Genomic DNA, 19,033 nt, shown 5'->3' with positions numbered 1-19,033 from the left:
GTTTAAAAATAGCATCCCAGTAGCGCTATGACATTTTTAGAGTGTATCGACTATAAGATAAACACAGGAGCATGCTGGCATAGCGCTACTCCCTTTATTTAGAATGAATGATAACGGGCGCAGGCTTGCCGCTCTTGATGGCAGCCATGAGCAGTGATTGGGGTAGGGGAGAGATAAAAGGTAGATTTTGCTTGCTTAACGGCTGCAGCCTCCTTATAATAAGTGGCGTTTTATTTTGGTTAAAAGGTAACACCTGTAGAGTGAGTCATTCACGGATAAAAAGGCTGCGAGTATTTCTGCTGTCTTATCCCAATGCTATAAGGCTATAGGCGTACCATGACCAAACCCGCCAAACGCACCCAAAAAGACAAGATTGGTATTTATATCAAACGCCAAGCCTGGCTGTTATTTATCTTGATCATTGCCGCTTGGATGATAGATATAAGCTGGCTACATAGTCAGCTCATCATCGCAAAGAGCACCGCAATCGGTGCACTACTGAGCTTTATCACACAGGCTGTATTTGCTTCTTTTGTTTTTTGGTACACCGGATATCGCGCGCGCAGACACATTGTCAGCCAGCTATATCGAGGTCAGATGGCCAAATGGCTATTGACTGTGTTTGGTTTTGCACTAATTTTTATTACCGTACAACCCCTATCTGCGCCAGCGCTGTTTATCGGTTTTATGGTAATGCAAATTAGTCACAGTTGGATGTTGTGGCACATACGCTAGTGCTGGTAGCTCATGATGGTATCGATGATGATCTATCTGTGCAGGTTACTGATTAAATAGTACTAGGCAAGTCACCCTGCCGTCCAATTTCTCTATGACTGATTCTATAAAGTCAAAAAATGACATGTGCTTTATTTCTATTGATATGATTTTTATCGATAGGAATATAAAGATAGCGATATAGGCGACGAAGATTCATTGATAAGCGCAAAATGACGATGAAAACAACACAACGTCTTAATAAGCTTTGGGTTTAGTATTAAATACTTCTACCCAGCAAATGAAGCAAACCTATACGACTAAAGGTCAGTAGCCGCTAACTTATTCATACGGTGGATAAAAAAGTCATAATTGACTTTACACGAATACAACGCTGCATTAATATAGGCAGCGAAATATTTTGCTTATAAGCGCCGAATTGAGCGATAGCTACAAAAATGTGGCAGTAAGCAAGCACATATATAATAATTTTGCGTATACATGCAAGGGCTATTACTGAGTTATCATAAGCCCTTTTTTGATAGCTAAAATTTAACTTACGCCATCAAACATCGCATCGTAATAGAACTATGGGTTGGATGTTATTGGTTACATGAGTGCTTTGGTTTGTTCTATATATTTGCTTAGTCGCAACATACATAGAAAGACCACCCCTCATCAGATGACAACCATATTTTTGGTAGTTGATTAAATCGTTGATTAATAAGAAGCTTACATTATGGCATCCGAGCAAACATCATCAGAATATATCTCTCACCACTTAACGAATTGGACGTACGGTTATCTGCCGGGCGAGGGCTGGAAAGTCGCTCATACTGCTGAAGAAGCAGCGCAAATGGGCTTTAACGCTATCCATCTTGATTCTATGCTATGGTCAATTGGTCTGGGTATTTTATTTTGTGCCATCTTTTGGATGGTTGCCAAAAAAGTCACCTCAGGCGTACCAAGCAAGACGCAAGCTGCGGTTGAGATGATCGTTGAGTTTGTTGATAACAACGTGCGCGACTCATACAGTGGTACCTCAAAATTGATCGCGCCATTGGCGTTGACTATTTTTGTTTGGATCTTCTTGATGAACTTGATGGATTTGATCCCTGTTGATTTTATTCCAGGTTTAGCTGGCCAAGTTGGCGCTGCTATGGGTCATGATCCCCATCATGTTTTCTTTAAGATTGTTCCAACGACTGATCCTAATATCACGCTTGGCATGTCGTTCTCTGTCTTTGCGTTGATTATCTTTTATAGCATCAAAGAAAAAGGCGTGGGCGGCTTTATTGGTGAGCTAACGCTACACCCATTTAGTGCCAAAAACCCAATCGTACAAGTGATTTTGATCCCCATCAACTTCATCCTAGAAGCAGTTACTCTGATAGCCAAACCTGTATCACTTGGTCTGCGTCTATTCGGTAACATGTATGCTGGGGAATTGATTTTCATACTGATTGCTCTAATGCCGTTTTGGATTCAATGGGCGTTATCGGTACCGTGGGCTATCTTCCACATCTTAGTTATTACACTTCAAGCGTTCGTATTCATGATGCTGACGATAGTTTATATGTCGCTTGCATCATCAACTGAACATTAATTAGACATTCAATAGGTAAATGAGGATACATCAATGGATCCAGTATTAGGTGGTTACACAGTTATCGCAGTAGCACTACTTATCGGTCTTGGCGCACTTGGCACAGGTATTGGTTTTGCTATTCTAGGTGGTAAATTCTTAGAAGGCGTTGCTCGTCAACCAGAGCTTGGCTCACAGTTGCAAACTCGTATGTTCATCGTAGCAGGTCTTTTGGATGCTATTCCGATGATCGGTGTTGGTATTGCTATGCTGTTGTTGTTCGCTAACCCTCTAGCAGGTTAATCCGAAAGCTCAGTTGTAAATGTTTGGTATTCAAAGATTTATTATCCAATATAGTCAAGATTTGACTGCCAAACATGATCAATGAAACTGATTTTTCATTAACAAAGAGGTGATCACGTGAATATCAATTTTACCCTCGTCGGTCAAGCCATTGCTTTTGCAATATTTGTGATTTTTTGCATGAAATTCGTGTGGCCACCACTTATCGGGGCCATTAATGAGCGTCAGCGTAAAATCGCTGAAGGCTTGAATGCCGCAGAAAAAGCAAAAGCAGACTTGGCGACCGCAGAGCAAGATGTCCAGCAGGAGCTTGATCTTGCGAAGACTAAAGCCGCGGCTTTAATCGAGCAAGCCAACAAGAGTGCCAACCAGCTTGTCGAAGATGCAAAAGCGCAAGCGCAAGCAGAAGGTGAGCGCATTCGCCAACAAGCACAAGCATCTATCGACCAAGAAATCAATCAAGCGCGTGAATCATTACGTGCGCAAGTTGCTGAACTGGCTGTACTTGGTGCTGAGAAGATTTTGCAAGACAAAGTCGATGAGCAAAAACATGCCAGTATGTTAGACCAACTGGCGGCGAAGCTGTAATTGTGAGGATATCATGGCTGACTTATCAACCTTAGCACGACCGTACGCTAAAGCCGCGTTTGACTATGCCAACGAAAATGGTGTGGTAAATGAGTGGGAAAACTTCTTATTTATTGCCAGCCGCGTTGTCAATGACAAGTCGTTCAGTACTTGGCTGGACAATCCAGCTGTTTCTGCTGAGCATAAGTCAGCTGCTTTGGTCGATCTTTATGATACACAAGTAGCGGGTTCTAATGACTCTGCTTTTAAGCAGCTATTAGATAAGAACCGAGGTGCTCAACCAAGCGCTGACACCAGCTATCCTAAAGTATCAGTAGCACTTAGTAACTTCGTTAAACAGTTATCAGAACAAGAGCGTCTGGCGCTGCTTCCTGAAGTTTATGAGCATTATCGCCGTCACAAGGCCATAAGCTTAAAGCAGCTTGACGCATATGTGACCTCTGCCTATCCATTGACCGACGCCCAGCGTGAAACGATTCAAAAGCGTCTTGCTGCCTCGTTAAATGCGAGTGTGGTGATTCACGAGTCGGTCGATCCAAGTCTATTGGCAGGCGCTACGATCAAAGTCGGTGACAAAATCATTGATGATTCGATGCGCGGCAAGTTACAACAGTTAAAAACACAGCTAACTGCCTAATGCCACTCAGTAGCGCAGCCAAATAAAATCTGCGTGAGCGTAAGAGCATTTAAGTCAGTGGGCGGGTTATCATAAATTAAAGGAAACAAGGCAATGCAACAATTGAATCCAGCGGAAATCAGTAACCTGATTAAGCAGCGTATTCAAGACCTTGATGCGGGTGCAACTGCAAAGAATGAAGGCACGATTGTCAAAGTATCTGACGGTATCGTGCAGATTCATGGTCTTGAAGATGCCATGTACGGCGAAATGATTGAGTTTGAAGGCGAAATCTATGGAATGGCGCTTAACTTAGAGCGTGATTCTGTCGGCGCGGTAGTACTTGGTGATTACCTACAGCTGCAAGAAGGTCAAAAAGCCTATTGTACTGGTCGTATCCTTGAAGTACCAGTAGGTCCTGAGCTGCTAGGCCGTGTTGTAGATGCCTTGGGTAATCCTATCGATGGCAAAGGCCCTATCGATGCCAAATTGACAGATAAAGTCGAAAAAATCGCTCCAGGCGTTATCGACCGTCAGTCAGTTGATCAGCCAGTGATGACCGGTTATAAAGCCGTTGATACCATGATTCCAATCGGTCGTGGCCAGCGTGAGCTTATCATTGGTGACCGTCAGACGGGTAAAACAGCAATGGCCATCGACGCGATCATCGCTCAGAAAGCATCTGGTATTAAGTGTGTGTACGTCGCAGTCGGTCAGAAACGCTCTACTATTGCCAACGTCGTACGTAAGCTTGAGCAAACCGGTGCGCTAGAATATACCACCGTTGTAGTCGCTTCGGCATCAGAGCCAGCAGCACTACAGTACCTTGCACCATACTCAGGCTGTACGATGGGTGAGTACTTCCGTGATCGCGGTGAAGATGCACTGATTGTATTTGATGATTTATCAAAGCAAGCCGTTGCTTATCGTCAGATTTCACTATTGCTACGTCGTCCGCCAGGTCGTGAAGCCTATCCTGGTGATGTATTCTACTTACACTCACGTTTACTTGAGCGTGCATCACGCGTCAACGCGGATTACGTAGAAAAATTCACCAATGGCGAAGTGAAAGGTAAAACTGGTTCTTTGACCGCTCTGCCTATCATCGAAACCCAAGCAGGTGACGTATCTGCATTCGTACCAACTAACGTCATTTCGATCACTGATGGTCAGATCTTCCTAGAGTCTAGCTTATTCGCCTCAGGTATCCGTCCAGCAGTCAACGCTGGTATCTCGGTATCTCGTGTTGGTGGTTCTGCGCAGACTAAGATCATCAAAAAGCTCTCTGGTGGTATTCGTACCGCACTGGCTCAGTATCGTGAATTGGCAGCTTTTGCTCAGTTTGCCTCTGATCTTGATGATGCGACTCGTGAACAGCTTGATCATGGTGAGCGCGTGACTGAACTGATGAAACAAAAACAGTATCAGCCAATGTCAATCTCTGAGCAAGCGGCCGTTATCTATGCGTCAAACGAAGGCTTTTTAGCTGATGTGCCAGTTGAAAAGATTGGTGATTTTGAAGAAGCCTACTTACGCTATATGCATGATGAGCAAAGTGAATTGATGCGCGAGATTGATGACACTGCGAACTACAACGATGATATCGCAGGTCGTTTAAAGTCAGCAGTACAGACTTTTAAACAAAATCACAGTTATTAATTTAATGGGTTAAGCCGATCTGGTGATGACTGCTCGTTTAAAAAGTGGCGCGTTGTCTGATACGCTTTTTGCTAAAACAAAAGCGCCACTGTCTTAACCACCGTCGGTATTAGATCGCGTTATGCACAAAATATTGCCTTTTTTAAAGGTGATTGTTTATCAAATGTTGCATGCGCCAATGCTTTTTAACCCTCTTATATTGGAATCATTATGGCAAGCTTAAAAGAGATACGTGCCAAAGTCACCAGTATTAAAAGCACCCAGAAAATCACTCGTGCCATGCAAATGGTAGCAGCGAGTAAGATGCGCCGTGCGCAAGAGCGCATGGAAGTGGGTCGCCCGTATGCTGATAGTATGCGCCGGGTTATTTCACATTTGGTGCATGCCTCATCAGACTACAAACATCCGTATATGGTATCGCGTCCAGTCAATAAGGTTGGCTATATTGTCATCACCTCTGACCGTGGCCTAGCGGGTGGTTTGAATATTAACTTATTCAAAGCTTTAACTAAAAGTATCCAAGATTATCAAGATCAGTCAGTACAAACTGAGTTTGCAGTCATCGGTGCCAAAGGTGTCAGCTTCTTCAAAAACTTTGGTGGTAATGTTACATCGGCTGTGACCGATTATGGTGACAAACCAACGTTTGAGCAATTAAATGCACCGGTTCAAGCCATGCTTGAGGACTACAGTAACGGTAAACTTGACCGTATTTATGTCGTCTATAACCGATTCGTCAATGCGATGACTCAGAAGCCAACGGTTAATCAGTTGGTGCCTCTACCAGAGCAGTCATTTGATGATGAAGACAGTGGTCTACAGACAGAACTTAGCTGGGATTATATCTACGAGCCTGATATCAAGACATTGATTGATGAATTGCTTGGTCGCTATATCGAGTCGATTGTTTATCAAGCGGTAATGGAAAACATTGCCTCCGAGCAGTCTTCACGTATGGTTGCGATGAAAGCGGCAACAGATAATGCTGGTGACCTTATTAACGATTTACAGTTGGTTTATAACAAGCTGCGTCAAGCGGCGATTACCCGAGAAATCTCGGAAATCGTTGGCGGTGCTGCTGCTGTTTCATAATTGACTACACCTATATATAGAAGTTCAAGGAGAACGCAATGAGTAGCGGTCGTATTGTACAGATTATTGGCGCGGTTCTTGACGTTGAGTTCAACCGTAATGAAGTTCCTCAAATTTTTGATGCCTTGCAAGTAGATGGTACCGAAACCACCCTAGAAGTGCAGCAACAGCTAGGTGATGGTATCGTACGTACTATTGCAATGGGTTCAACTGAAGGCCTAAAGCGTAACTTACCTGTGACTAACACCGGTGCACCGATTTCTGTGCCTGTTGGCACTGGTACGCTAGGTCGCATCATGGATGTTCTTGGTCGTCCTATCGATGAAGAAGGTCCTGTTACTGCTGACGAGAAATGGTCTATCCACCGTGAAGCACCAAGTTATGCTGAGCAATCAAACAGCACTGAGCTACTAGAGACAGGCATCAAAGTTATTGACTTGCTATGCCCGTTCGCCAAAGGTGGTAAAGTTGGTCTGTTCGGTGGTGCGGGTGTTGGTAAAACCGTAAACATGATGGAGCTGATCAACAACATCGCTCTGAAACATTCAGGTTTGTCTGTGTTTGCAGGTGTTGGCGAGCGTACTCGTGAAGGTAACGACTTCTATCACGAAATGCAAGAAGCTGGCGTTGTAAACACCGAAGACTTTAGCAAATCTAAAGTTGCGATGGTATACGGCCAGATGAATGAGCCACCAGGTAACCGTCTACGTGTTGCACTGACGGGTCTGACCATGGCGGAGTACTTCCGTGACACCAAAGATCCTGCCACTGGTAAAGGTCGTGACGTACTGCTATTTGTTGATAACATCTACCGTTATACACTAGCCGGTACTGAAGTATCAGCACTACTTGGTCGTATGCCATCAGCGGTTGGTTATCAGCCAACACTCGCTGAAGAAATGGGTCTGCTGCAAGAGCGTATTACTTCAACGCAATCAGGCTCTATCACTTCAGTGCAAGCCGTTTATGTACCAGCGGATGACTTGACGGATCCATCACCAGCAACGACGTTTGCTCACTTGGATGCGACAGTCGTACTGAGCCGTGACATCGCCTCACAAGGTATCTATCCTGCGGTTGATCCACTAGATTCAACCTCACGTCAGCTAGATCCACAAGTCATCGGTGAAGAGCACTATAACGTCGCTCGTGGTGTGCAGGAAGTGTTGCAGCGCTATAAAGAGCTAAAAGACATCATCGCCATCCTAGGTATGGACGAGTTGTCAGAAGAAGACAAACTGGTTGTTTATCGCGCTCGTAAGATCCAGCGCTTCTTATCTCAGCCATTCCACGTTGCCGAAGTCTTTACTGGTGCGCCTGGTAAATATGTACCACTACGCGATACCATTGCCAGCTTTAAAGCAATCATCGCTGGTGAATACGATGACCTACCAGAGCAAGCGTTCTACATGGCTGGTAGCATCGAAGAAGTAGTGGCCAAAGCAGAAAAAATGAAATCTACTGCAGCGTAAGTTGCGTTAGCAATTGCTAAAAGGCAAGTGGGCTACTATCTGTCTACTTGCCAGTAGATAACGCATCGCAGTTTTGATTGAGTTTTGATCGTAAGGAGTTAAATATGGCAACGTTACAATGTCGCGTCGTAAGTGCTCGTGAAGAGTTGTATTCGGGCGAGATCAGCATGCTAATAGCTACGGGTACCGAAGGCGAGATTGGTGTATTGCCAGGTCACACACCGCTTATTACTTTGCTAAAACCGGGTGCGATGCGCGTGCAAACACCAAACGGTGAAGAAGAAGTGATTTATGTTTCAGGTGGCGTTTTAGAAGTTCAGCCAAAGATGGTCACTGTATTGGCGGATACCGCCATGCGTGCACACAATCTTGATGAAAGTAAAATCATCGAAGCGCGTAAAAAAGCGGAGCAAATGCTGGTCAATCAGTCTGATACGGTTCAGACCAATGCCGCTTTGGCTTCTTTAGCAGAGTCTGTGGCACAGCTACAAACGATTCGTAAATATAAAAACCGCGCTTAATGTATTTTCTATCATACTAAGTAGCCTCTCTTATTTGGTATGCTTGGTAAGCATAAAAAACAGTCCATCATGGGCTGTTTTTTTTATGTCTGTCATATATCCGGTATCAGCTAAAATCATATGACAAAAGTAATCAATATCGCGGTTTGCTGCTGACTTTATTAACAGAGATAAAAAGACACTGGCGACAATGAGAATATCTGGTTATATTAGAGACGACAGTATGTAAATGCTGCGTGAGCGTTGAAAACATGATTGCTATTGTCATAGGTGCTGAGCGATGCGTAAACAGTGATGCATCAATATCTATGCCAGTATTAAAGCGCTAAAAAAGTCTTTAAACCGTTAATTTGCATGAAAGAGGTAGAATCTTTGGACGTAAACTAAAGTTTTAATCATTATAGTTTATAGGTTTTGTTACTGACTATAGGCTATAGTATAGGAAGCCGTACGTTTAATAGTATACTGTGCTACCAAGTTGTAACAGCTATACAAACATCAATCGTGCCACAATATGGTGCTATTAATTTTACCGCTCTTACTTTTACTGCTTTTAAATGAGATGTATTAGAGGATATAACAATGACAACGACTGAAGAAGACAACACCCCCCGAATCTTGATTGTTGAAGATGATGAGCGTCTGGCCATGTTGACCCAAGACTACTTGGTCAAAAACGGTCTAGAAGTCGCCATCGAAACCGATGGCAATCGTGCGATTCGCCGTATCGTCAACGAACAGCCTGATATGGTGGTGCTTGATGTCATGCTTCCTGGTAGCGATGGGTTGACAGTATGCCGTGAAGTACGTCCCCATTACCAGAATCCAATTTTGATGCTGACCGCCCGTACTGAAGATATGGATCAAGTACTCGGCCTTGAGATGGGTGCTGACGATTATGTTGCCAAACCGGCGCAGCCACGCGTCCTACTTGCTCGTATTCGTGCGTTGCTACGTCGCTCAGAAAACGCGCCATCAGAAGATGTGCCGCAGCGTTTAGAGTTTGGTGAGTTGGTCATCGATAATGGTGGTCGTTCAGTCACGCTTAGTGATGATCTGGTAGATTTTACTAGCGCCGAATATGACCTATTATGGTTACTTGCATCGAATGCTGGTCGCATTTTATCGCGTGAAGATATCTTTGAGCGCCTGCGCGGTATTGAGTATGATGGTCAAGACCGCTCCATTGATGTGCGTATCTCGCGTATCCGTCCAAAAATCGGTGATGATCCAGAAAACCCAAAACGTATTAAGACCGTCCGTAGTAAGGGTTATCTGTTTGTTAAAGAAGGCAACTAATCAGCTCACATCTGAGTGAAGACAAATTGTCTCGCATTCTCACAAAAAAACCAGCGCCTTTGCTGGTTTTTTTGTGGCTAAATTTTAATTTTTAAACTTAAATACAGCGTTATGTGGTTTAATTAAGCCATCATAATGTAGCAGCACTATGCTGGGTACTATCAGCAGATTTTATTTACTAAGTTGGTCACGGCACGTATGTCATTAGTTTCTTCTTTAAAACACAGTATTTTCGTTCGGATTTATGCCGGGCTGCTTATCGTTTGTTTATGCGTGGCCTTGTTCGCGCAGTTATTGATGGATACTATCAATAAAGAGCGGGTGCAGTCCTATCGAGAAACCATGGCCAAAGGGGCGTTTCATTTGGTCAGTGAAGGAATTGCGCATCAGGACAATGAGCAGCAGCGAGCGTATTGGTTATCAGATGCCAGTAGCTTGTTTGGCTCGACGTTTAGTATCATACCGATTGATAAAGTGGACTTCACCGCCAGCGAGCTACGCCGTCTTGAAAATGACAATGCCGTGGTTCGCTATAACAATCAGCCGGTATATGCAGATGTTTATTATCCTCTGCCCGACAGCCAAAGCGTCTTGACCGCGAGGGTGTCACAGGTGACCGAACAGCAAGTGCGTGCTATTGCTGTGTTTTTGTTAGATGATTTGTCTTATCAGATGACTTTATCGGATAAGCGTGCACGCCTCGCTGAGCTAGAAGACAAGTTTTCTTTTCCGCTTGCGTTTCAGGCGGTCAACACCCTCGATCTGGATTCTGATCAGATAGCGCGTTTGCGCCGTGATGAGGTGGTCATCTCTTTGCAGGATACCAACAGTAGTAAGAGCAACTCAGCGATCAGAGTGATAGTGCCCTCCGAAATCAATGACATGGCTATCTTGATCGGTCCGGTTCCTTTGTTTAACTGGTTTCCGCTCAATCTGATCATCAGTATGATTTTGATCAGTATGTTCCTTATTAGTTTGGGTGTGTATGCGCTGATTTTTCCGCTTGAGCGTAAGCTACAACTGATACAAGTGGGCGTCAACGAAGTCAGTAAAGGCAATCTAGATATCCAAGTACAGGTCATTGGCCAAGATGAGATTGCGCGTTTGTCAGCGACATTTAACGCCATGACCTCACATATCAAGCGTTTGATTGAGTCACAGCGTGAGCTGACACGCGCGGTCTCGCATGAGCTGCGTACGCCTGTTGCCCGTATACGGTTTGCCGTCGATATGCTGGCCGATACTGATGATGAGGACTCGCGCTTTATGCAGCGTGACTATATCGATGAAGATATTGAGTCGCTAAATGGTTTGATTGACGAGATTTTGACGTACGCCAAGCTAGAAGAGGGCTCACCAAAGCTTGATCTAGAGCCTGTCAATCTTCGAGAGCTGCTAGAGCAGGTCGAGCGCGAAACCAACGCGCTAGGTAAACCCATCAAGATAGTCACCAACTTGCCAAATGCAAAGGTGACCGCAATTGCCGATCGTCGCTATCTACACCGCGTGATTCAGAACCTGGCAGGCAACGCTCTACGCTATGCAGAAACCACCATTATCATTAGTGCAGGCGTCAAAAAGGGCAATGCCTTTGTCAGTGTCGAAGATGACGGTCATGGAATCCCAGAAGAAGACCGCGAAAAGGTGTTTATCCCATTTTCGCGCTTGGATGACAGTCGCACCCGTGCATCGGGTGGCTATGGACTTGGTCTGTCTATCGTTTCGCGCATTGCCTTTTGGTTTAACGGCAGTATGAAGGTAGATGAAAGCCGTGAGCTTGGCGGCGCAAGGTTTGTCATGACTTGGCCGATTAAGCCCTTGACACAGATATTGGCGGCAGATGAGTTGACGCAAGAAAGAAGTGAGCGTGATATTGAAAACCAATGATAAGCAAAGACAGCCAGTGATCAGCAGAGCAATAGTAGAGGAGGGCAAAGGATGCCATACTTATTTGGCGGGTTGGTGATAGTAAATGCGATTACCTTGGGGTATTATTTATTTGTGCAGCAGCCGAGTAGCACTCAGACCGTAGAGGCGGCCAAAGCGGAGATTACCCAGCCGCTGGCCTTTACCAATAGTGCTAAGCACATCCCGCCGGTGATTGGTAGCAAAGACTGAGATTTAAAACCAAGGGGCGGCTTGAGTCTGCCCCTAACCTTAATTTTAAGGGTTAGGCGGCTTGTCTGTGGCCTGTTTCTCATCAGATGGCTCTGAGGTAGTGGGCGTATCGGCGGCTAAGGTTTCATCGCCAGCCACCTTAGAGAGTAGCGGGATACGTACGCACACTTGTAAACCGCCATCAGGGTGATTGATGGCCTCAACCGTACCATGATGTAACCCTGCAATACGGCTGACGATGGCTAAGCCTAGACCACTGCCTTGTGTGGTACGTGCCGTCTCGCCGCGCTCAAATGGTTGCATGATTCGCTCTAATTGGTCTTCTGCCACGCCATCGCCGCAATCGCGCACACAGATTACCAATTGTTCTTGTGCTTCTTGGTTTACTACGTTTTCCGTCACCACATCGGTTTCTTCATCTACAGCGGTTTCGACAAAGGTCGGTATGACGGTTGCCGATAGATAAATGGGCGGTTTGCCGTAGCGATTGGCATTATTTATAAGGTTGATAATCAAACGTTTGATAGAAAGCGGCCTGACGGGTACCACTTTATGGCACTCAGATTGATAGATAAACTCCATTGGCGCAAATTGCACCATGATTTCATTAAATATGGTGTCCAGATTGGTCAGGCTCACAGGCTCATCGGAGCCATCTTTCATAAACGAGATAAACTGCTCCAAAATCGCATCCATATCTTCAATATCATAAATCAGCCCTTCACGAAAAAAATCATCCGGCAGCATCTCAGCGGTCAACCGCATTCGGGTCAGCGGCGTCCGCAAATCATGTGAGATACCGGCAAGCATGATGGTACGCTCTTTTTGCGCTTGGCTGAGCGTGGTAAATAGGCGATTAAAGGCCATATTGACCTGACGTATCTCTGTTGGGCCTTTTTGGGTGGGCAGGGTGGTGGCGTGACCAAGACGAATATAATTGGTCGCGGCGCGCTGCAGATAGCGCAGCGGGCGGTTTAATTGCCGCGCCAGTAAAATAATGGTGAGCAAGGACAAGATAGGCAAACCAATCAAAAATAACACCAGCAGACTTGGGCTATACTGTGAGTAATACACCACAGGCTCACGAATCCAAAAACTGTCGTCACGGCTGTCCTGTACCCATAATTGCGGCGTGGGCTTAAATTTAAAATACACCTCAACAGGTCGCCCTAATTGAGCGCCAATCTCTCGCTGCAACACGTTGGTGAAGATACCGACAAAGGCTTTATCAGCTACCTCCGGAAAGTCGCTTGGATTATCCACCACCACCACATGCGAGTGCCGATAAATCCACTGGCGCACATCAGGACGCGCTTGCCAGTCTTTATTGACGCTATTCATCAGCTTTAGCTCGCTGGTCAAATAACGCGCATGATTTTTGAGCTCTGGCAAATACAGACTGCGCCAAAAAAACAAAATCGATAAACTGACACTGATCAGCACGATAAAGGCGACCATCAAAGTCGTCAGCCAAGTGTTGGAGTAAGAGCGCGCAAGCCAGCCTTTGCGACGGGTTGGTAAATTTGATGGAGTCATAACAATCCAGTAGGTTACATGAGGCGTTATAAAGTATAGCGTTATTTGGTCTAGAAAGGATGTCATCCACCAAAAATAACGGCGCAATAGCAGAGGATTGCCATATGCAAATCCTAGAAGGATTTTACATCGATAACCATTTAAGCTATTGTTAATAAATAATTAAATAAGCACAGTTTATGTTTTCAATAAATCAAGACTGTGATATAATTATGCCCTTTTTGGTATACCTGCGAAAGAGAGAATTCACATGGTTGTTATTCGTTTAGCACGGGGCGGTGCCAAGAAACGCCCATTTTATCAAGTAGTTGTTGCTGATCAACGCCGCGCGCGTGACGGTCGCTATATTGAAAACATCGGCTTTTTTAACCCACTCGCTAAAGAGTCTGAAGAAGCAGTACGCCTAAACATGGAAGCGTACAATGCGTGGATCGCCAAAGGTGCACAGCCTTCAGATCGCGTTGCTTCATTAGCAAAAGCTTATAGCAAGTCTGCCGCTCAAACTGAAGCCACTGCTTAAGTTTGTTGGTCGCTGAGGTGCCTATAGTTTGACTATGGCAGTCTCAATAGACTTGAGAACACATAGCGTAACTGGTCTGACCAGGGTGCGCCATTAACTGTTTATCGCTTTTAACGCAGTTTTCAATGATTGTTGCTTTAATCGTGATTGTTTTACTTACTGTTTGTTAGTCATTACTAGGTTAGCCGTTATGTCATCTGCTCCAGACGCTAGTACCCTTATGAAAATCGGTCAGCTTAAAAAGCCTTATGGTATTAAAGGCTGGCTGTGGGTATTTAGTGATACAGAGGAGCGGACGGCGATATTTGACATGCAGCCGTGGTGGATGAAAACTGCCACTGGTATGAAGCCTTTGACGGTGAAAGCATGGCGTCAACAAGGCACAGGAATCGTCGCTCAGTTTGAGCAGGTACCTGATCGCAATGTTGCGGAGACGATGAACGGTGTGACCGTTTGGGTCGAGCAAGACGTCTTGCCAGAAACGGCTGAAGATGAATATTATTGGTCAGACTTGATCGACTTGCGCGTGATAAACGAGCAAGAAGAGTATCTGGGCGATATCACCGAGATGTTTGAAACTGGCGCGCATGACATCATGCGCGTGAAAGCAAATTCAGACAGCTTGGATGATGAAGAGCGCCTGATTCCATGGCACAAACAAACCGTTATTGAGGTCGATATGACTGAAAAAACGGTGCTGGTAGCATGGCCAAGTGACTATTAGTTAAATAGATATTAGTCAAATATCTATTAATCAAGTAGCTAATAACTATTAATAGTATGAGTAAGACAATTTTTTGGCGTTAGCGCCAGTATGATCACTGCGTCGATTAAGTAGATATCAGATGTATTTTGCCGTCATTAGTATTTTCCCTGAGATGTTTGCCACGATTCGTGATTTTGGTATCACAGGAAGGGCAGTTGCTGGAGAGCACGTGACGATTGAGTGCATTAATCCACGTGATTATACCACCGATAACTACCGCCGTATTGATGAGCGCCCGTATGGTGGCGGTCCTGGCATGGTGATGATGGCCGAGCCATTATCAAAAGCCATAGAGGATGCGCGCTTGCGAGCGAGTCAGCACGGCTGCCGTGTCGATAGTGAGCACTGTCCGGTGATTTATATGTCGCCACAAGGACAGACGCTCAGTGAGAGTAGTGTGGTCAGCATGGCTGAGTACGATGGCATGATTATATTGTGCGGTCGTTACGAGGGTGTTGATGAGCGCTTACTATCACGATATGTCGATAGGGAAGTGTCATTGGGGGATTATGTGCTGACAGGCGGTGAGCTGCCTGCCATGGTATTGATGGATAGTGTGATACGTCGTTTGCCTGATATCATGGGCGATGATCAGTCCGCTGAGCAAGACTCCTTTGTCGATGGTTTGCTTGATTGTCCGCATTATACCAAGCCGCATGAATTTGCAGGTATGAGCGTCCCTGAGGTATTACTCTCAGGTCATCATGCCAATATTGCTAAGTGGCGTTTTGCTCAGCAAGTCAGTCGCACGCAAGCGCGTCGGCCAGACTTATGGCAGGCGTTTACCCCAACGGCAGAGCAAGCGAAGTGGCTAAAGGCACTGGCAAAAACAGATAAAAATAGGGGTTAACCCGTCGTTTTATCGTTTTTAAATTTGATAAACAGTTAAACAATAAAATTTTGAGCAATAATAAAACGAGTCATCATATTGTGGCCGTTGGTTATAACCCATTTACGTTGCGTCTTTTCATAATAAGATGCAATTCATTATTACAAACAGGTGATATGCGTGAAGCCTCTATTATCTAATGTGAGGAGATAACTCTCATGAGCAACAAGCATCCATTGGTTCAGGTCATCGAAAACGCTCAATTGCGTGAACACCCAAGCTTTGCACCCGGTGATACCATTGTCGTACAAGTAAAAGTACGTGAAGGTGAGCGTGAGCGTCTACAGGCTTTTGAAGGTGTGGTCATCGCTAAGCGTAACCGCGGTTTAAACTCAGCATTTACCGTACGTAAAATCTCAAGCGGCGTCGGTGTTGAGCGTGCGTTCCAGTTGCATTCACCACTGATCGATAGCATCGAAGTGAAACGCCGTGGTGCGGTTCGTCGTGCGAAACTATACTACTTACGTGAGCGCTCTGGTAAATCAGCACGTATCCGCGAAAAGCTTGGTGCTCGTCCAACAGCTCAGAAAAAAACTGACGCTGGTGTTCCTGATGCGGTTGAAACAGCGCCAGGTATCTAAGCACAAGTTACGTGAGCACATACGTGATCATAAGTATCTAAGCGCTGCTCTGAGTCTTTGTTAGTCTGTGATTATCACCGCCAGCAAAGGCTCGGACAAGCATAGATACCAGCCCTTATTCATAGGTTTATTTATAAATAAGCGGGCCATACCAAAAAGACAAAACCCCAATCTATGCGATAGCTGGATTGGGGTTTTTGTATGGGCGAGAATACATGTGTGCCTATGAACGCAGATGCGTGAGATTAGGCGCTATCAGCGGTGTCGATGCGTATGCTTTGATCCTTTGATTTACTGTGCTTACGCAAACGGATATACAGTGTCTTGGTGACAGTGGCCACAACTTTTTGCTGCTCATCGACGATATCGACACTGTAGTCGCGAAATACCGCCCCTCCATCTTTGGCCAGCTCTTGAATGGTAATGATTTCAGCGCTCGGTATCTTCATCCTTGCGGTAACTTTGCTATGGCCTGGCGCGACAAAGTCGATATGTGAGCTTTTGTCCCATACCACATAATGACTGCCCAATTGATGCATCAGCATGAGCATATAAAACGGATCAACCATAGAGTAGAGGCTGCCACCGAACTGGGTGCCGACGATGTTTTTATTTAAGCTATTCAAACCCATACTGACCACACATAAACCTTGATCGAGGCTGATATGCTCGATTCTGATGCCAGCTCCGACGTAAGGCGCGTAGGTGTTGATACGCAGTTTTAGTAAATGCGGTGTCAACAATGGCATGATGCTTTGTTTGGCGCGACGCTTTAAGGTCTCAAGGTTGGTGGGTAGTAAGCTCATAAAGGAATCCTGTTACTTCTTTTCGATTTTTAATTATTAAGTCAAATAGCTGACACCTGTTGCAGGGTATCTAGCGTGAAAGCTATTTATCATAAGTAAAAATCGTCTTTACCGCTAGGTTTAAAGCGTAAGTATGCCTCATTATAAATAAGATAAATGATGAATATATGAGGCAGCATGTCGCCCTGAGCACGGTCATCGCTAAGCAATCTGTGGTTGTTTTTCTAAAATAAATGATTGATAAGTTTGCAAAAATGATAATTTAAAACTTTAAGTTATCAATCAAACCGAGACGCATAGTATCTTTACATGGTTCCGCGCTCGCATTTCACTGTCCTGTGACATACAATAGCCTGCAATTTGTACTGCCCTGTGATTCTATCAAGTCACATCAGTGCACTGCCCGTCCATCGAAGCCTCAGTCGACATAAGGAAATGTGATGAGTAACACTCAGATCCCTGCCTCAGGGTCTAATCCGCCACCATCAAGTCCATCCAATTACGACAGCGAGCCACAAGGCAGCTACCTTGATCTACACAAGCCCAGCTCAAGCTTTGAGAGTCGTGACGCCTATCTAAATCATGAACTACAAATCATGCAGCCCAAGCGCTGGCGGGTAAACTTGCCGTTTCGTGATTATCGTTTTGAGTATGAAGATACCATCCCTGCGATGGCCGCAACGATCGGTAAGGTCGTGATGGTAGGCGCTATTGCCGCTACGTTTGCAGGGCCGCTTGGGCTAAGCGATGCCTTTGTATTAGAAAACGTGCGCTATGAGCTGTTAATTGTCGCTTTCTTTGTGATTTTATTCTCAGGCTTTCTGCTACCGACGGCCAACCTTGCTGGTACGCACGGGCCACTGATTCCACTGATTCCTATCGTCGTTGCTGCTGGTGGTCACCCGATGGCCTTTGGCTTGCTCATCGGTGCTTTTGGGCTATTACTAGCCATTAGTAAAGGAGGCAGTCTGCTGGCAAACTTGACCAGTAAAGGCGTGTGTGGCGGTCTGCTGCTTTATTTGGGTTTTATTGGCACCCTCTCGCAGGTCAAAAATCTTTTTGCATGGGCCGAAGGTATCGGCATGGCGCATATCGCCTTTGTGGTGATTTTGCTGACCATCATCCTGTATGCGGTGTTAGAAAACTTTCAAAAGCGCTGGCTGGCTGTACCGTTAAGCTGCTTGTTAGGTGGCGGTGTGGCCTTTGCCATGGGCGCGCCTTTTGCCTTTGAGACAGCGCCTGGCCTGCCAAATATGAACCCGATGTACTGGTGGGGGGAGGACACGGGCTGGATGCTAGGCTTACCGACGATTGAAAGCTTTGTGGTAGTATTGCCATTTGCGGTATTGGCCGTCGCTATGTGGTCGCCGGATTTTTTGGGTCATCAGGTCTTCCAAAAGATCAGCTACCCAAAGCGTACCGAGCGCGTGTTGATGGATATCGATGACACGATGACTAGTGCCTCTATCCGTCAGGTCGCAGGCTCTATCCTTGGTGGCGCAAACTTTGCGTCATCATGGGGTACGTATATCGTACCAGCTGCGATTGCCAAACGCCCGATTCCAGCGGGTGCGGTACTCACAGGACTGTTTTGTTTGATCGCTGGTATCTGGGGCTATCCGATGGATTTGGCGATTTGGGAGCCGGTGATGTGTGTGGCACTGATTGTCGGGGTCTTTATTCCGCTGCTTGAGGCGGGGATGGAGATGACGCGCGAAGGTAAAACCACGCAGTCTGCTGCGATTGTGGTCTTTGCCTCGGCATTGGTCAACCCAGCCTTTGGCTGGTCGATTACCTTGGTGCTTGATAACCTAGGTTTGATTGGCTCAAAGGAGCGTAGTGCGAGCCTATCAAAGATGAGCCGCTGGGTTATTCCTGTCATTACCTTTGTGATATTGACTGGTGTCATGGCGGTGGTTGGGCTGTTGCCGGGCATTCCTGCACTATTACCGAACTTCCGTCATTAGA

At 45.6% G+C, this 19,033-nt stretch carries 19 protein-coding genes; 17 read left to right on the top strand and 2 right to left on the bottom strand.

The window, feature by feature from the left end; all coding sequences use genetic code 11:
• The first annotated feature begins 336 nt into the window (after window positions 1-336).
• From JFC05_RS09695 to JFC05_RS09640, 12 genes are all read left to right on the top strand, one after another.
• Complete coding sequence (locus tag JFC05_RS09695; RefSeq protein ID WP_198336750.1) at window positions 337-735, top strand: ATP synthase subunit I; 399 nt, start codon at window positions 337-339, stop codon at window positions 733-735.
• A 718-nt stretch (window positions 736-1,453) separates the two neighbouring features.
• Entirely contained in the window at window positions 1,454-2,320 is an 867-nt protein-coding gene (atpB, locus tag JFC05_RS09690; protein ID WP_192993458.1) for a F0F1 ATP synthase subunit A, read from the top strand.
• 33 nt (window positions 2,321-2,353) lie between these two features.
• Window positions 2,354-2,602, top strand: coding sequence for a F0F1 ATP synthase subunit C (atpE, locus tag JFC05_RS09685; protein WP_010197960.1), 249 nt, complete (start codon window positions 2,354-2,356; stop codon window positions 2,600-2,602).
• Between the two features lie 117 nt (window positions 2,603-2,719).
• The gene (locus JFC05_RS09680) at window positions 2,720-3,190 is read left to right on the top strand and encodes a F0F1 ATP synthase subunit B (RefSeq protein ID WP_075101878.1); all 471 of its coding nucleotides are present in this window, start codon (window positions 2,720-2,722) and stop codon (window positions 3,188-3,190) included.
• 13 nt (window positions 3,191-3,203) lie between these two features.
• Complete coding sequence (locus tag JFC05_RS09675) at window positions 3,204-3,827, top strand: F0F1 ATP synthase subunit delta (protein ID WP_198336749.1); 624 nt, start codon at window positions 3,204-3,206, stop codon at window positions 3,825-3,827.
• A gap of 93 nt (window positions 3,828-3,920) precedes the next feature.
• Complete coding sequence (atpA, locus tag JFC05_RS09670; protein WP_105244313.1) at window positions 3,921-5,465, top strand: F0F1 ATP synthase subunit alpha; 1,545 nt, start codon at window positions 3,921-3,923, stop codon at window positions 5,463-5,465.
• A 210-nt stretch (window positions 5,466-5,675) separates the two neighbouring features.
• The gene (gene atpG / locus JFC05_RS09665) at window positions 5,676-6,557 is read left to right on the top strand and encodes a F0F1 ATP synthase subunit gamma (RefSeq protein WP_198336748.1); all 882 of its coding nucleotides are present in this window, start codon (window positions 5,676-5,678) and stop codon (window positions 6,555-6,557) included.
• Window positions 6,558-6,595: 38 nt separating this feature from the next.
• Complete coding sequence (atpD, locus tag JFC05_RS09660; RefSeq protein ID WP_105244311.1) at window positions 6,596-8,029, top strand: F0F1 ATP synthase subunit beta; 1,434 nt, start codon at window positions 6,596-6,598, stop codon at window positions 8,027-8,029.
• Window positions 8,030-8,133: 104 nt separating this feature from the next.
• Window positions 8,134-8,550, top strand: a complete 417-nt coding sequence (locus tag JFC05_RS09655; protein ID WP_075101883.1) for a F0F1 ATP synthase subunit epsilon — start codon at window positions 8,134-8,136, stop codon at window positions 8,548-8,550.
• 582 nt (window positions 8,551-9,132) lie between these two features.
• Window positions 9,133-9,849, top strand: coding sequence for a response regulator (locus JFC05_RS09650; protein WP_198336747.1), 717 nt, complete (start codon window positions 9,133-9,135; stop codon window positions 9,847-9,849).
• Between the two features lie 198 nt (window positions 9,850-10,047).
• Complete coding sequence (locus tag JFC05_RS09645) at window positions 10,048-11,736, top strand: ATP-binding protein (RefSeq protein WP_198336746.1); 1,689 nt, start codon at window positions 10,048-10,050, stop codon at window positions 11,734-11,736.
• Between the two features lie 51 nt (window positions 11,737-11,787).
• The gene (locus JFC05_RS09640; RefSeq protein WP_198336745.1) at window positions 11,788-11,967 is read left to right on the top strand and encodes a hypothetical protein; all 180 of its coding nucleotides are present in this window, start codon (window positions 11,788-11,790) and stop codon (window positions 11,965-11,967) included.
• A 45-nt stretch (window positions 11,968-12,012) separates the two neighbouring features.
• Here JFC05_RS09640 and JFC05_RS09635 read toward each other — a convergent pair whose 3' ends face one another.
• Window positions 12,013-13,503, bottom strand: coding sequence for an ATP-binding protein (locus JFC05_RS09635; protein WP_198336744.1), 1,491 nt, complete (start codon window positions 13,501-13,503; stop codon window positions 12,013-12,015).
• Between the two features lie 250 nt (window positions 13,504-13,753).
• Here JFC05_RS09635 and rpsP point away from each other — a divergent pair, with 250 nt between their 5' ends.
• From rpsP to rplS, 4 genes are all read left to right on the top strand, one after another.
• Window positions 13,754-14,023 carry a 30S ribosomal protein S16 gene (rpsP, locus tag JFC05_RS09630; protein WP_075101887.1) on the top strand — a complete coding sequence of 90 codons (270 nt, stop codon included), beginning with the start codon at window positions 13,754-13,756 and terminating at the stop codon, window positions 14,021-14,023.
• 190 nt (window positions 14,024-14,213) lie between these two features.
• Window positions 14,214-14,747, top strand: a complete 534-nt coding sequence (gene rimM, locus JFC05_RS09625; protein WP_198336743.1) for a ribosome maturation factor RimM — start codon at window positions 14,214-14,216, stop codon at window positions 14,745-14,747.
• Window positions 14,748-14,868: 121 nt separating this feature from the next.
• Window positions 14,869-15,639 (top strand): tRNA (guanosine(37)-N1)-methyltransferase TrmD, encoded by a 771-nt coding sequence (gene trmD, locus JFC05_RS09620; protein ID WP_198336742.1) that lies wholly within the window; start codon window positions 14,869-14,871, stop codon window positions 15,637-15,639.
• A 197-nt stretch (window positions 15,640-15,836) separates the two neighbouring features.
• Window positions 15,837-16,259, top strand: coding sequence for a 50S ribosomal protein L19 (rplS, locus tag JFC05_RS09615; protein ID WP_105244305.1), 423 nt, complete (start codon window positions 15,837-15,839; stop codon window positions 16,257-16,259).
• Window positions 16,260-16,504: 245 nt separating this feature from the next.
• Here the strand turns inward: rplS and JFC05_RS09610 are convergent, their stop codons facing one another.
• Window positions 16,505-17,065 carry a DUF4442 domain-containing protein gene (locus JFC05_RS09610; protein ID WP_198336741.1) on the bottom strand — a complete coding sequence of 187 codons (561 nt, stop codon included), beginning with the start codon at window positions 17,063-17,065 and terminating at the stop codon, window positions 16,505-16,507.
• 440 nt (window positions 17,066-17,505) lie between these two features.
• On the opposite strand from JFC05_RS09610, the gene JFC05_RS09605 reads away from it, so the two are divergent.
• The gene (locus JFC05_RS09605; protein WP_198336740.1) at window positions 17,506-19,032 is read left to right on the top strand and encodes a DUF3360 family protein; all 1,527 of its coding nucleotides are present in this window, start codon (window positions 17,506-17,508) and stop codon (window positions 19,030-19,032) included.
• Window position 19,033 lies beyond the last annotated feature (1 nt).

The sequence above is a fragment of the Psychrobacter celer genome, from assembly GCF_016107555.1.
GTDB classification, from domain to species: Bacteria; Pseudomonadota; Gammaproteobacteria; order Pseudomonadales; family Moraxellaceae; genus Psychrobacter; species Psychrobacter celer.
This window is presented reverse-complemented; position numbering and strand designations above follow the sequence as displayed.